A 14,197-nucleotide genomic window follows, 5' to 3' on the forward strand; every position below is an offset into this window, starting at 1 on the left:
ATGAGGTTCTCGAATTTCGTCCGCACGCACTGGGCGGCCTTGCGCGGGCTGCTGGTGCTGACCGTCATCACCGGCATCGCCTACCCGCTGTTCGTTTGGCTGGTCGCGCAGATACCGGGACTGCACGACAAGGCCGAAGGGTCGATTCTGACCGTCAACGGCAGGCCGGTCGGCAGCCGGCTGATCGGCCAGCCGTTCACCGACAAGGACGGCAACCCGCTGCCGCAGTACTTTCAGAGCCGCCCTTCGGCGGCCGGCGCCGGCTACGACCCACTGTCGTCGGGTGGGAGCAACCTTGGGCCGGAAAGCATCGTCGACACGCCCGCCGACCCGTCCCAACTGGCGGCCGGCAAGTCCGCGTCGGACGCGGGCTTCAAGCCGAGCCTGCTGACACAGGTGTGCACGCGCAGCGCGGCGGTGGCCAAGCTGGAAGGTGTCGACGGGTCGCGTCCGTTCTGCACGGGCGCCGGTGTGGGCGCGGTGCTCTCGGTGATCGGGCCCCGCGACGCCCGCGGAAACGTGCTTCGTCCCACCCGGGTGGTCAGCGTCAACGAGCCATGCCAGGCGACGCCCATGCCCTTCCTGGCCAGCTACGAGGGTGTGGGGGTCGAGTGCGCCAAGTACGGTGAGGATTACTCGATCGGCCAGATCGTGCCCATCCGCGGGGCCGCGCCCGCCGACCCGGCCGTGCCCACCGACGCGGTCACCGCCAGCGGCAGTGGCCTCGACCCGAATATCTCGCCGGCCTACGCCGACATCCAGGTCGCCAGGGTGGCCAAGGCCAGGCACGCCAGCCCCGAGCAGATCCGTGCGGTCGTGGCGCAGTGCCGCAGCGCCCGCGCCCTGGGCTTTTTCGGCGAGCCCACGGTGAACGTGCTCCAGCTCAACCTGCAACTCGACCACAGGTATCCGGTCTCGGGCTAACGCGATAGGGGCATGATGGTTGACGTGACCGACGTCGGCCTCAGGGACCACCCTCCCAAGCGCGGGGAGCTACGCATCTACCTCGGTGCCGCTCCGGGTGTCGGCAAGACGTACGCGATGCTCGGAGAGGCCCACCGGCGCTTGGAACGCGGCACCGACCTGGTGGCCGCCGTCGTCGAGACCCACGGCCGCCGGAAAACCGCTGAGCTGCTTGAGGGTATCGAGATGATCCCGCCGCGGTACATCGAATACCGCGGCAGCATGTTCCCCGAACTCGACGTGCCGGCCGTGCTGGCGCGGCATCCCCAGGTTGTCCTGGTCGACGAACTCGCCCACACCAATACGCCGGGCAGCAAGAACGAAAAACGGTGGCAGGACGTCGAGGAGCTGCTCGACGCCGGGATCACGGTGATCTCCACCGTCAACATCCAGCACCTGGAAAGCCTCAACGACGTCGTCGCCCAGATCACCGGCATCGAACAAAAGGAAACGATGCCGGACTCCATCGTGCGGGAGGCCTCGCAGGTGGAACTCATCGACATCACCCCGGAGGCGCTGCGCCGCAGGCTATCCCACGGTAACGTCTATGCCTCGGAGCGGATCGACGCGGCGCTGTCGAATTATTTTCGCCGTGGAAACCTCACGGCGCTAAGGGAATTGGCGCTATTGTGGTTGGCCGACCAGGTGGATACCGCGCTGGCCAAGTACCGCGCGGAGAACAAGATCACCGACACGTGGGAGGCGCGCGAGCGGGTCGTGGTGGCGGTCACCGGTGGCCCGGAGTCGGAGACGTTGGTACGACGCGCGTCGCGGATCGCGTCGAAGTCCAGCGCCGAGCTGATGGTGGTGCACGTCCTGCGCGGCGACGGGCTGGCCGGCCTGTCGGAACGCAGGATGACCAAGATTCGCGAGCTGGCCAATAGCCTCGACGCGTCGCTGCACACCGTGGTCGGTGACGACGTACCCACGGCACTGCTCGATTTCGCCCGCGAGATGAACGCGACCCAGCTGGTGATCGGCACCTCCCGCCGGTCGCGGTGGGCGCGCCTCTTCGAGGAGGGCATCGGCCCGACGATCGTCGAGCGGTCGGGAAAGATCGACGTGCACCTCGTCACCCACGAGGAATCCAAGCGGGGTTTCCGGGCGGCGTCGCTCGCGCCCCGCGAGCGACGCGTCATGTCGTGGCTGGCCGCCGTTGTCGTGCCGTCGGCCATCTGCGCGGTCACCGTGACGCTGCTGGACCCGTACCTGGACACCGGCGGCGAGAGCGCATTGTTCTTCGTGGGCGTGCTGCTGGTCGGGCTTTTGGGAGGCGTTGCGCCCGCGGTGCTCTCGGCGGTGCTGTCCGGGCTGCTGCTGAACTACTTTCTGATAGCCCCGCGGCACAGCTTCACCATCGCCGAACCCAACAGCGCCGTCACCGAATTGGTCCTGTTACTGATCGCGGTCGCGGTCGCGGTGCTGGTCGACGGCGCGGCCAAACGCACCTGGGAGGCCCGACGGGCCTCCCAGGAGGCCGAACTGCTGACGCTGTTCGCCGGGTCGGTGCTGCGCGGCGCCGACCTCGAGACGCTGCTGGAACGCGTGCGAGAGACCTACTCGCAACGCGCGGTCAGCATGCTGCGCGAGCCCAGCGAGGAAGAGCGCGCGGGTGGAAAGAAGAGCTATCTCGTCGCCTGCGTGGGCAAAGATCCTTGTGTGACGGTCGATTCCGCCGACACCGCGATCGAGGTCGGTGACGAAGAATTCTGGATGCTGATGGCCGGCAAGAAGCTTTCCGCGCGTGACCGCCGGGTGCTCGGCGCGGTGGCCAGGCAGGCCGCGGGTCTGATCAGGCAGCGCGAGCTGGCCGAAGAGGCCAGCCGGACCCAGGCGATCGTGCAGGCCGACGAGCTGAGGCGCTCGCTGCTCTCGGCGGTCAGCCACGACCTGCGTACGCCGCTGGCGGCGGCCAAGGTCGCGGTGTCCAGCTTGCGCGCCGAAGACGTCGCCTTCTCCCCGGAGGACACCGCCGAATTGCTGGCCACCATCGAGGAGTCCATCGATCAGCTGACCGCGCTGGTCGGAAACCTGCTCGATTCCTCGCGGCTGGCCGCCGGTGTGGTGCGCCCGGACCTGCGCCGGGTGTATCTGGAGGAAACGGTGCAACGCGCGCTGGTCAGTATCGGCAAGGGCGCCACCGGCTTTTATCGATCCGCGATCGATCGCGTCAAGGTCGACGTCGGTGACGCCGTGGTGATGGCCGACGCCGGACTGCTCGAACGGGTCTTTGCCAATCTGATCGACAACGCGCTGCGGTACGCGCCCAACTGCGTGGTTCGTGTTAACGCGGGCCGGGTGGGCGATCGCGTCCTGATCAATGTCATCGACGAAGGCCCGGGAATCCCGAAGGGCACCGAAGACCAGATCTTCGAAGCCTTCCAGCGGATGGGCGATCACGACAACACCACCGGGGTAGGTCTGGGAATGTCGGTGGCGCGCGGGTTCGTCGAGGCGATGGGCGGCACCATCGCGGCCAGCGACACTCCGGGCGGCGGACTGACCGTCATGGTGGATCTGGCCGCGCCACAACCGGTCGGCGCGCGATGACCCGGGTGTTGGTGATCGACGACGAGCCGCACATCCTGCGCGCGCTGCGAATCAACCTGTCCGTGCGGGGCTACGAGGTCACCACCGCCTCCACCGGTGCGGGCGCGCTGCGCGCCGCCGCCGAGCACAAGCCCGACGTGGTGATCCTCGACCTCGGTCTACCCGACATATCGGGCATCGAGGTGCTGGCCGGCCTGCGCGGCTGGCTCACGGCGCCGGTGATCGTGTTGTCGGCACGCACCGATTCGTCGGACAAGGTCGAGGCCCTGGACGCCGGCGCCGACGACTATGTCACGAAACCCTTTGGGATGGACGAGTTCCTGGCTCGGCTGCGCGCCGCGGTCCGCCGCAGCGCCGCGGCGTCCGAAGTGGACGAGCCGGTTGTCGAAACCGACGCGTTCACCGTCGACCTGGCCGCCAAGAAGGTCACCAAGGACGGCGTCGAGGTGCATCTCACGCCGACCGAATGGGGCATGCTCGAGGTGCTGGTGCGCAACCGCGGCAAGTTAGTCGGCCGCGAGGAACTGCTCAAGGAGGTCTGGGGACCGGCGTATGCCACCGAAACCCATTACCTGCGTGTGTATCTGGCGCAGCTGCGGCGCAAGCTCGAACACGACCCGTCACACCCCAAACATCTGCTGACCGAGTCGGGCATGGGCTACCGGTTCGAGGCGTGAGCGTGCGTCCAGGGCGCCGAGCGTGCACCCAGGGCGCGAATTTCGCCACATCGTCGCCGTGAGCGCACGCCGGAAGCCCTCAGTTCACACTCGAAAGCCCTCAGCTCACACCCGAAAGTCCTCAGTTCACACCCGAAAGTCGGGCAGGCCGGAGGTATTCGACTTTGTGCCCGCCTCACAGCGACAACGTGCAATCCTGCTGCGATACTGACTAAGTCACATCCGCCACACTGATCCCGCCCTAGAGGCGGCACTCCGTGTGCCCGCCTCACAGCGACAACTTGGCCGCCGCCCGCAACGCGAGCACGCGTTGATGTATTCGGTGCTCGGTGCCCCGCGGGATGTACCTCGGTCCGTAGCGACCTCGGCCAAGCCGGCGGACCCTGTCGCGAGCCATCTCCCAACGCAGGGCATCCGAAATGACTTTCGATGCCCTGCCGGGGACGCAAAAGCCCTGTGCAGTAAGCGCATCCATCATGTCGGCGATCGTCGCCGGTCCGTTGTGGGCGAGGTGCATCGTGAGCACGTAACGCAGCTCGATTCCGTGAAGGTTCATCGCCCCAGAGTTGCATACCGGTACGACATCGGCCCGAGTTGTCGCTATGAGGCGGGCGCGAGAGTGCCGACTCCGGCCAGGGGCCAGTGTGGCGGCTGTGACTCACTCCGCGATCGACAGCACGATGCCGTCCAGGATGTCGTGTTCGCTGACGATCAGCTCGTCGATGCCAGCCCGGGCGCGCAGCTCGCGCGCCAACTCCTCCACCACGATCGCGCCACCGCCGATCACGTCGGCGCGGCCCTCGTGCATCGGCCCCAGCGCGGCACGCTGGGATCGCGTCATGCCGATCAACCGCTCGCACACCGCCAGCAGGTCGTCGGCCCCGACCCGCGAAAGATGAATGGCCGCCGGGTCATACGTGCTCATATTGTGGGCCAGCGCCGACAGCGTGGTCATCGTTCCGGCGAGTCCGACCCAGGTCCGGGCCCCCTCGACGGGCACCACGCCCAGCGCGACGCCGAGCCGCTCGCGCACCACCCGGCGGGCCGCCTCCACCTCCGCGAGGGTCGGGGGGTCCGAATGCAGACAGCGTTCGGTCAGCCGCACGCAGCCGATGTCCGCCGAGTGGCTCGCCACCACCCGGTCACCGCCGAGCACGATCTCGGTGGAGCCACCACCCAGGTCGACGACGACGAAAGGTGCTGCGGAACAGTCCAATTCGCCGATCGCCCCGCGGAAGGACAGCTCTGCCTCCTCGGCGCCGGTGATCACCTCCGCGACCGCGCCGGGCAGTACCGCGCCCAGCACGTCGGCCGTCATCGCAAAGAAGACATCACGATTGGCGACGTCGCGGGCCGCCGACGTGGCCACCATCCGCACCCGCTCGACGCCGTGCGCGCCCAGCAGGGAAGCGTAGTCGGTGAGTGCGGCCCGGGTTCGGGCGATCGCGTCCGGGGCAAACTGACCCGTCGCGTCGACGCCCTGACCCAGCCGCACGATCCGCGTCTCGCGATGCACGTCGCGCAGCCGCCCGCCGGTTGCGTCGGCGATCAGCAGCCGAATCGAGTTGGTACCGCAGTCGATAGCGGCGAGCCGGCTCACCACTGCCCCGCCACCAGCACCGAGACCTCCAGATTTAGGCGCGGCTCGCCGGCCAGCATCGCAAGCGCCTCGTCGCCAAGCGGATTCACGCCGGGACCCTTCGCCAGCGAGTGCGCGATCAGCACGTGCAGGCACTTGACCCGGTCTGGCATGCCGCCGGCGGAAAACGTGGTCCCCAGCGGCTCGATCGCGTCGCGCTCGGCCAGATACGATTCGTGGGCTCGCCGGTACGCGGCGGCCAGTTCGGGGTCGTGCCGCAACCGCTCGGTCATCTCACGCATCAACCCCGTCGTCTCCAACCTGCTCGCGGCCGCGGTCAGCGCCGGATGCGTCAGGTAGTACAACGTCGGAAACGGCGTGCCGTCGGGAAGTTTCGGCGCGGTCTTCACCACGCCCGGTTCGCCGTTGGGACAACGGTAGGCGATCTCCAGGACGCCGCGCGGCTCACGCCCGAGCTGACGCGCGACCGCTTCCAGGTCGGCACGATCAACCACCGGGGGCCGTGGGACTCGGTGCGGCCGGGGCCGCCGGACCGGGCGCTCCGGGCGCCAACGTGTCGGGCGGGACCGGCGGGGGCACGTTGGCCGGTGGCAGGTGCGGGGCATCAGCGATGGTGTGCCACAGCGAGGTATACCAGGGATCGTTGTTGGCCGGTTTCGCCGTCTCGGCTCCCGGCTGCGGGGAAACCGCCCCCGTCGGTGGGAGCTGAACCTGGAACGGGGTGTCTCCAGGCATCACGAAGCCGAGTCGCTCGCGGGCCTGCGCCGCGATAAAGGCCGGGTCAGCGAGCTTTCCCTTCTTCTGCTCGAGGTCGGAGATCTGACGGCGCAGCGCGGCTTCGCTGGCGGCCAACTGGTCCATCTCGGTGCGCTGCGCGAAGTAGGTGCGCACCGGGCCGGCGATGGTCAACGTCAGCACGCAGACGACCGCGGCCAACACCGCCGCCCGCCGCGCGGTGAAACCCAACCGCTGGTCGGACCGCTGCTCGACGGATTCGGCGACCTGTCTTTTGATGGGCTCGACGACCCGCTCGTGCAGCGTCCGCGTCGCGTTGCGGCCGACGTGGGTCGCGGTTTGCGGGGGCTTGGGGGGCTTAGCGGTCCGCGCCGAGCGACGGCGCCGAACCGGGTCGCCGGCCTTCCCCGGACGCGATGCCGGGGAGCGCCGCTTCGGATCGGCCTTGCCTGCCAAGCTATTCCAACCTATTTCTGGTCCGGCGTGTATCGCGGGAATGCCAGATCGCCGGCGTAACGCGCGGCGTCGCCGAGCGCCTCCTCGATCCGCAGCAGCTGGTTGTACTTGGCCACGCGCTCGCTGCGCGCGGGCGCGCCGGTCTTGATCTGCCCGGTGCCGACGGCCACCGCCAGGTCGGCGATCGTGGTGTCTTCCGTCTCGCCGCTGCGATGACTCATCATCGTGCGATATCCGCTGTGGTGGGCCAGCGCGACGGCGTCGAGCGTCTCGGTCAGCGTGCCGATCTGATTCACCTTGACCAGCAACGCATTTGCCACGCCTTTCTCAATACCCTCCTCGAGGCGCTCGGGGTTGGTGACGAAGATGTCGTCGCCGACGATTTGCACCCGGTCACCGATCGACGCGGTCAGGGCCACCCAGCCATCCCAATCGTCTTCGGACAGCGGATCTTCGAGGGACACCAGCGGATAGGACCCGAGCAGGCCAGCGTAGAACTCCGCCATCTGCTCGGCGGTGCGGGTGGCGCCCTCGAAGGCGTAGCCGGTGCCGCCCGCGTAGAACTCGGTGGCCGCCGCGTCCAGGGCCAGCGCCACGTCGGCACCGGGCCGCAAACCCGCCGATTCGATGGCCCGGCTGATCAGGTCCAGTGCCGCGGTGGTGCCGGCCACGTCGGGCGCAAAACCGCCCTCGTCGCCCAGGCCCGTGCTCAGCCCCTGCTTTTTCAGCACGGATTTGAGCGCGTGGTACACCTCGGCGCCCCAGCGCAACGCCTCGGCGAAGCTGGGCGCGCCGATCGGGGCCACCATGAACTCCTGAATGTCGACGGCGGTGTCGGCGTGCGCGCCGCCGTTGAGGATGTTCATCATCGGCACCGGCAGGATGTGCGCGTTGGGCCCGCCGACGTAGCGGAACAGCGGCAGCTCGGCAGAATCGGCGGCCGCTTTGGCGACGGCCAGCGAGACACCCAGGATCGCGTTGGCGCCCAGCCGGGATTTGTCGGGGGTGCCGTCGAGGTCCACCAGGGCCTGGTCGACCAACCGCTGGTCGTCGGCGCTGAGCCCGATCACGGCCGGGGCGATCTCATCAAGGACGGCTTGCACCGCCTTTCGCACGCCTTTGCCGCCGTAACGCTCACCGCCGTCGCGCAACTCGACGGCCTCGTGCTCCCCGGTCGACGCGCCGGACGGCACCGCCGCGCGGGCAAACGTCCCGTCCATCAGGGCTATCTCGACCTCGACCGTCGGGTTACCGCGGGAATCGAGGATCTCGCGGGCCCCGACCTGCTCGATAATCGGCACTGAGTTCTCCTTGCCTAGACTTGCCTAGTAGCTGGTGCCGGCCCCGGGCCGCCTTTAGCCTAAAGCCTGAATCAGCGATACATCCTGCTACAGCGGATGACCCGCCGCGTAGGCGGTCGCCCAGTCCCGCACCGCCCGCGCGTAAACGCCGGAGTTGTTGTAAGCCCGCAGCGCGGTTATCCACCCCCGTGGCGTCGCGAGATCTTTTCCGCGCCAACACAAATAACCCGCCGCCGCAAGCGCCGCATCATCGATATTGTCCGGGCTGACAACGCCGTCGTTGTGCGCATCAACACCGTATAACCGCCAGGTCTCGGGAATGAACTGCATCGGTCCCATCGCGCGCGCCACCCCGTCGCCGTCCGTCGCGTTTTCGTCGCTGTCGACGATGCGCAGCGTGCCTCCGCTGCCGTCCAGGCGAACGCCCCGAATGGGGGGACTCACGTCCCCGTTGGGCGCCAACCTCGCGCCCCGATAGGTGCCGTGGTGGCTCTCGACCTGCCCGATGCCCGCCAGCGTGGTCCACGCAACATGGCACTTGGGGTTTTCGACCTCGGCGACCCGGGCGGCGTACGCGTAAGCCTCCAGCGCGATGACGGGGATTTCCAGTGCCGCCGACCGCTGCTCGGCCCAGCCACGCAACTGATCCGCGGGCCGGCCACTGACGTGGGTGTCCACCGGCGGCACCGGATCGCCGGGTGGTGGCGGGACGCCCTCGGGGATGAACAGGCTGAGCTGCCAGGTGCAGCTGGAGGCCAGAAGCATCGCGGTCGCGCCGATCACGGCGACCGCGCGCAACCAACGTCTCGGCGACACCATGTTGCCTTAAAGCTCCCCTAAACTCCCCTACAGAAACTTCAGCCACGTTCATCGTCCCACGCGTTTCGGGACCACCCGGTCGGTTCGGGCCCAAGCGCACCGATCCGGCGGCGGTCTCAGCTAATCCTCGATTAGCTACCAGCAGTATTGGCCAGCAAAGCCAGGACAATGCCGATCGCTCGGATTCGCAGCCTCACGGGCCAGATTACCCGGCGACAAACCATGGATCGCCGCCGCGGAAACGCCGCGAGCCCGATTCATTGCCGCCCCCGGCGCCGCTTGGAGTCCCCGCGAGACGCTTTCGACGCGACATCTGGCTCGTCATCGGCCGCATCATCAGCGCCGTCGGACGGCTCGCCCCCGGTGGCCCTCTCCGCCGCACTGGATGGCCAGTGCGCGCGCCACTCCTCCTCGCTGACCTCGCCCAGCGGGGCTACGTCGAGCTCCTCCGGTACGCCGTCCCCGCGGCGTGTGGCGGCAATCGCTTTCTCCACGCCGCGCACCGTGTCCACGAACTCCAGAGCCGCTGCGCGCAGCGCGTTTTCCGCGTCGATGTCCGCCGACACGGAGACGGACGTGATCTCGTCGGGAATCAGGTCGGCGGGCAGCCCCGCCTTCTCGACACGCTGAATTACCTTCTGCGCCAGCGCCAATGCGGGCTGGCCGGTGTGCACGTCGTCCATCACCGAAGCCCGGGGCTTTTCGGCCGCCTTGCGCTCTTCCCACTGCGCCAACTGTTCTTCGAGCGAAATCGATTGTCCTGCAAGCACTCCCGGTACACGATTGCCCAGCTTGCGGATCAGCGCGGCGGCGACGTCGTCGATGGTGAAGGGGTGCTGCGGCGCGTCCTCCGCGATGCGGGCGTGGAAGAGCACCTGCAGCAACACGTCGCCGAGTTCTTCGCGCAGCTGGTCGGCGTCGCCGCTGCGGACCGCGTCCAGCAGCTCGTAGGTTTCCTCCAGCAAAAACCTGCGCAGCGAGTCGTGGGTCTGCTCGCTTTCCCACGGTCCGGCGGTGCGCAGTTTGTCCATCATCGCGACCGCGTCGACCAGTAGTTCGCCGCGCGGCGCGTCCGGCGCCGAGATCAGCCGGGCTCCGGCCGCCAATCGAGCGATGACGGCGGGGTGGTCCGGATCGGACGACAGCAACACCGGTGCTGGGACGTCGGGGTTCCCGGAATGCACCGGCCGCGCGGCGGGCAGCGACCACGGCACCGCGACGGGCATCTCCTCGGTGTATTGCACCTCGCCGGTGAGGTGCTCGATGGCTTCCACGGGCACCAGCGATGGGCGGCGGGGGTCGAACAAGACGACAATCATCGCGCCTGTCGCTCCTCACTTGACATCGCTGCAGGTGGACTCGTTATACCAATATCCTTCCGAGGTTCACCTTGCAGTGCCGTCACCAGGTTGGCCACCATCTGGACCAACTCGACATCGCGGAGGCGTGGGGCGCCGACCCCGCCCGCCCGCGGAATCGGGACCTGGACCGTGCCCGTCGTGGCCCGGTAGTGCGCCGACGGATAGATCCGCTTGAGCCGCACCTGGGCCGAATCGAGCAGCGTCACGGGCGACAGCCGCACGGTCGCCGCCGACGGGGCCGAGACCTCGGTGATGCCGGCGCCGCGGCATAGCAGCCGCAACCGTGCCACCGCCACCAGCCGCTGGGCGGGTTCGGGCAGCGCCCCGTAGCGATCGGTGAGCTCCTCGACGACCGCGTCGACGGCCGCGTCATCGCCCGCCGCGGCCAGCCGCCGGTAGCCCTCGAGCCGGAGCCGGTCGCTGGCGATGTAGTCGGGAGGGAGATTCGCGTCGACGGGCAGGTCGATCCGCACGTCCTTGGGCTCCTCGGCGGTGGTGACGGTCTGCCCGTCGGCTGCCGCCCGATATGCTTCAACGGCCTCGCCCACCAAGCGCACGTACAGATCGAACCCGACCCCGGCGACGTGCCCGGACTGCTCGACACCCAAAACGTTGCCGGCGCCGCGAATCTCGAGGTCCTTCAGCGCGACCGCCATGCCCGCGCCCAGCTCGTTGTTCTGCGCGATGGTCGCCAACCGGTCGTAGGCCGTCTCGGTCAACGGCGTATGCGGCGGATATAAGAAGTAGGCGTATCCGCGCTCGCGGCTGCGGCCCACCCGGCCGCGCAGCTGGTGCAGCTGGGACAGCCCGAAGGTGTCGGCGCGCTCGACGATCAGCGTGTTGGCGTTGGAGATGTCCAGTCCGGTCTCCACGATCGTGGTGCAGACCAGGATGTCGTATTCGCGGTTCCAGAACCCCTGCACGGTGCGTTCCAACAGGTCCTCGGGCATCTGTCCGTGCGCGACGACGACCCGCGCCTCGGGCACCAGCTCGCGGACCCGGGCGGCGGCGGAGTCGATGGAGCTCACCCGGTTATGCACGTAGAAGGCCTGGCCGTCGCGCAGCAGCTCGCGCCTCAAAGCGGCCGCGACCTGCTTGTCGTCGTGCGGGCCGACGTAGGTCAGCACCGGGTAGCGCTCCTCGGGCGGCGTCAGGATCGTCGACATCTCGCGAATCCCGGCCAGGCTCATCTCAAGGGTGCGCGGGATGGGCGTGGCGCTCATCGTCAGCACGTCGACGTGGGTCCGCAACGCCTTGATGTGCTCCTTGTGCTCGACCCCGAACCGGTGCTCCTCGTCGACCACGACCAGGCCCAGGTCCTTCCAACGCACCCCGGTCTGCAGCAGCCGATGGGTGCCGATCACGACGTCCACCGACCCGTCGGCCAGGCCCTCGATCACGGCGCGTGACTCGGCCGGCCCGGTGAACCGGGACAGGCCCTTGATCGTCACCGGAAAGCCGGCCATCCGTTCGCTGAACGTCTGCAGGTGCTGGTCGGCCAGCAGCGTGGTGGGCACCAGCACGGCGACCTGTTTGCCGTCCTGAACCGCCTTGAACGCCGCCCGCACCGCGATCTCGGTCTTGCCGTAGCCGACGTCGCCGCAGACCACCCGGTCCATCGGGATCGGCTTTTCCATGTCGGCCTTGACCTCGGTGATCGCGGTCAGCTGGTCGACGGTCTCGGTGAAGCCGAACGCGTCCTCCATCTCGGCCTGCCAGGGGGTGTCCGGCGCGAAGGCGTGTCCCGGGCTGGCCTGCCGTTTGGCGTACAGCGACACCAGCTCGCCGGCGATCTCGCGCACCGCGCGGCGCGCCTTGGTCTTGGTGTTGGCCCAGTCGCTGCCGCCGAGCCGGCTCAGCGCCGGGGCCTGCCCGCCGACATAGCGCGACAACTGGTCCAGCGAATCCATCGGGACATATAGCCTGTCGGCCTGTTGCCCCCTTTTGCTGGACGCGTACTCGAGCACCAGGTACTCGCGTCGGGCGCCGCCCACGGTCCGCTCGACCATCTCCAGGAACCGCCCGATGCCGTGCTGGTCGTGCACCACCAGGTCGCCGGCGGTCAGCGCCAGCGGGTCGACGGTGTTGCGCCGCTTGGCCGCCAACCGCTTGCCCTCGACTGCCGTCGCCCGGTTGCCGGTCAGGTCCGTCTCGGTGATCACGACCAGGTTGGCGCCCGGCACCACGATGCCGTCGTGCAGCGGGCCCTTGAGCACACCCACGACCCCCGCCTTGGGCGCCGTGCCGGATTCCAGCATGGCCGCCGGGGTGTCGGATTCGGCCAGCCGCTCCACCACGCGATGGGCGGTCCCGGTCCCGGGCGCGACCACCGCGGCATACCCGCCGGTTGACACGTGGGCGCGCAGCATCGCGAAGATGGCTTCAATATCCTGCTGATGCCCCCGGGCCGACGGCGCCGCCCGGACGTCTAGCTCCACGGCCGACTCGTCGGACAGCTGGCTCAGGGTCCACCACGGGTGACCGGACCCGGCCGCCGCGGCCCGCACGTCGTCCAGTTCGGTGAACCCCGACCCGCCCAGCTGCTCCACGTCGATCGGCGCTTGATCCTCCCGGGTGCCCAGGGCGGCGACCGACCACGATGCCTCGAGGAATTCGCGACCGGTCTTGATCAGGTCGGCGGCCCGGCTGCGCACCTTTTCCGGGTCACACAGCAGCACCGGCGTGCCTTCAGCCAGCTGGTCGATCAACAGCGCGCGATCGTCGGGCCGCAGCACCGGCAGCAGCGCCTCCATGCCGTCGACCGGGATGCCCTCGGCCAGCTTGGCGAGCATGTCGGAGACGCTGCCGGTGACGACGTTCTCGCGCGCCGGATGCCGGGCGGCCAACCGCGCGGCCCGCTCTCGCACGTCGTCGGTGAGCAGCAGTTCGCGGCAGGCGACCGCGACGACTGTCTCCACCTCGATCTCGGGAATGGAGCGCTGATCGGCGACGGCGAACATCCGCATCTCGCTGACCTCGTCGCCCCAGAATTCCACGCGCACCGGGTGTTCGGCGGTCGGGGGGAAGATGTCGAGAATTCCGCCGCGCACGGCGAACTCGCCGCGCCGGCCGACCATGTCCACCCGGGTGTAGGCCAGCTCGACCAGCCGGGCGATCACGTCCTCGAAGGCGATCTCCTGGCCGACGCGTAGGGCGACCGGTTCCACCAGGCCCAGCCGCGGCGTCATGGGCTGCAGCAGCGAGCGCACCGACGTCACCACCACCCGTAGGCGCGGCCCCAACCGAGCATCGTCGGGATGGGCCAGCCGGCGCAGCACCATCAACCGGGTGCCGACGGTGTCGACGCCGGGTGAGAGCCGCTCGTGCGGCAGAGTTTCCCAGGAGGGGAAGGCCGCCACCGCGTCGCCGAAGACGCCCCGCAGCTCGGCGGCCAGGTCATCGGCCTCGCGCCCGGTCGCGGTGACCACGAGCAAGGGACCCAGCCGCGCCAGCGCGCCGGCGACGAACACGCGTGAGCTGGCCGGCCCGACCAGGCTCAGTTCGGCGGGTCGGGCGGTCGCGCTCTCGATCAACTGCTGGAAGGTCGGCGCGGTCAGCGCCAATTCGACGAGCCCCGCGATCGGGGTTTCTGGGCGAGCAGGCCCCGGTGCGGTCATGATGACGCCATTCTAGGGGGCCTCGAGGCGCGCCGAACTTCGTCAAAATCGCGCCCCGCGCCGTCAAGGGATTGTAAGGAAAGCGGCACCCGAGACTTCCCGCGCGCACGTTTGAGTC

11 protein-coding genes are annotated in these 14,197 nt (G+C 68.8%); 3 read left to right on the forward strand and 8 right to left on the reverse strand.

Going from position 1 to position 14,197, the window contains the following annotated elements:
- The 3 genes from K3U93_RS19315 to K3U93_RS19325 are packed head-to-tail and all read left to right on the forward strand — an operon-like array spanning position 1 to position 4,190.
- A complete protein-coding gene (locus tag K3U93_RS19315) occupies positions 1 to 924 on the forward strand; it encodes a potassium-transporting ATPase subunit C (protein ID WP_071512433.1) in 924 nt (307 codons plus the stop codon).
- Between the two features lie 12 nt (positions 925 to 936).
- Positions 937 to 3,513: a sensor histidine kinase gene (locus tag K3U93_RS19320; protein ID WP_083011534.1), complete on the forward strand. Its 2,577-nt coding sequence runs from the start codon at positions 937 to 939 to the stop codon at positions 3,511 to 3,513.
- A complete protein-coding gene (locus tag K3U93_RS19325; protein WP_071512435.1) occupies positions 3,510 to 4,190 on the forward strand; it encodes a response regulator in 681 nt (226 codons plus the stop codon). Before K3U93_RS19320 ends, K3U93_RS19325 begins: the two co-directional genes overlap by 4 nt.
- 268 nt (positions 4,191 to 4,458) lie before the next feature.
- On the opposite strand, the gene K3U93_RS19330 is transcribed toward K3U93_RS19325, so the two are convergent.
- The 8 genes from K3U93_RS19330 to mfd all read right to left on the reverse strand — a co-directional run bounded on the left by K3U93_RS19330 (position 4,459) and on the right by mfd (position 14,079).
- Positions 4,459 to 4,746 (reverse strand): hypothetical protein, encoded by a 288-nt coding sequence (locus tag K3U93_RS19330; RefSeq protein WP_083011535.1) that lies wholly within the window; start codon positions 4,744 to 4,746, stop codon positions 4,459 to 4,461.
- A 102-nt stretch (positions 4,747 to 4,848) separates the two neighbouring features.
- Positions 4,849 to 5,793, reverse strand: coding sequence for a Ppx/GppA phosphatase family protein (locus K3U93_RS19335; protein ID WP_083011536.1), 945 nt, complete (start codon positions 5,791 to 5,793; stop codon positions 4,849 to 4,851).
- Positions 5,787 to 6,284, reverse strand: a complete 498-nt coding sequence (locus tag K3U93_RS19340) for a DUF501 domain-containing protein (protein WP_071512437.1) — start codon at positions 6,282 to 6,284, stop codon at positions 5,787 to 5,789. The genes K3U93_RS19335 and K3U93_RS19340 overlap by 7 nt, the downstream gene beginning before the upstream one ends.
- Positions 6,277 to 6,981 (reverse strand): FtsB family cell division protein, encoded by a 705-nt coding sequence (locus tag K3U93_RS19345; protein WP_083011537.1) that lies wholly within the window; start codon positions 6,979 to 6,981, stop codon positions 6,277 to 6,279. Before K3U93_RS19345 ends, K3U93_RS19340 begins: the two co-directional genes overlap by 8 nt.
- 11 nt (positions 6,982 to 6,992) lie before the next feature.
- Complete coding sequence (gene eno, locus K3U93_RS19350) at positions 6,993 to 8,282, reverse strand: phosphopyruvate hydratase (RefSeq protein ID WP_083011538.1); 1,290 nt, start codon at positions 8,280 to 8,282, stop codon at positions 6,993 to 6,995.
- Between the two features lie 87 nt (positions 8,283 to 8,369).
- Entirely contained in the window at positions 8,370 to 9,098 is a 729-nt protein-coding gene (locus K3U93_RS19355) for a lytic transglycosylase domain-containing protein (RefSeq protein WP_139797117.1), read from the reverse strand.
- 260 nt (positions 9,099 to 9,358) lie between these two features.
- The gene (locus tag K3U93_RS19360; protein WP_083011539.1) at positions 9,359 to 10,420 is read right to left on the reverse strand and encodes a nucleoside triphosphate pyrophosphohydrolase; all 1,062 of its coding nucleotides are present in this window, start codon (positions 10,418 to 10,420) and stop codon (positions 9,359 to 9,361) included.
- A complete protein-coding gene (gene mfd, locus K3U93_RS19365) occupies positions 10,417 to 14,079 on the reverse strand; it encodes a transcription-repair coupling factor (RefSeq protein WP_083011540.1) in 3,663 nt (1,220 codons plus the stop codon). The genes K3U93_RS19360 and mfd overlap by 4 nt, the downstream gene beginning before the upstream one ends.
- Between the last annotated feature and the right edge of the window lie 118 nt (positions 14,080 to 14,197).

Origin of the sequence: Mycobacterium malmoense (genome assembly GCF_019645855.1) — a bacterium.
Lineage (GTDB): Bacteria > Actinomycetota > Actinomycetes > Mycobacteriales > Mycobacteriaceae > Mycobacterium > Mycobacterium malmoense.

Excerpts from the sequence above, each read along its gene's own strand:
- K3U93_RS19315 (WP_071512433.1), top strand. The coding sequence starts at position 1 with ATGAGGTTCTCGAATTTCGTCCGCACGCACTGGGCGGCCTTGCGCGGG.
- K3U93_RS19360 (WP_083011539.1), bottom strand. The coding sequence starts at position 10,420 with ATGATTGTCGTCTTGTTCGACCCCCGCCGCCCATCGCTGGTGCCCGTG.
- K3U93_RS19320 (WP_083011534.1), top strand. The coding sequence starts at position 937 with ATGATGGTTGACGTGACCGACGTCGGCCTCAGGGACCACCCTCCCAAG.
- K3U93_RS19325 (WP_071512435.1), top strand. The coding sequence starts at position 3,510 with ATGACCCGGGTGTTGGTGATCGACGACGAGCCGCACATCCTGCGCGCG.
- K3U93_RS19330 (WP_083011535.1), bottom strand. The coding sequence starts at position 4,746 with ATGAACCTTCACGGAATCGAGCTGCGTTACGTGCTCACGATGCACCTC.
- mfd (WP_083011540.1), bottom strand. The coding sequence starts at position 14,079 with ATGACCGCACCGGGGCCTGCTCGCCCAGAAACCCCGATCGCGGGGCTC.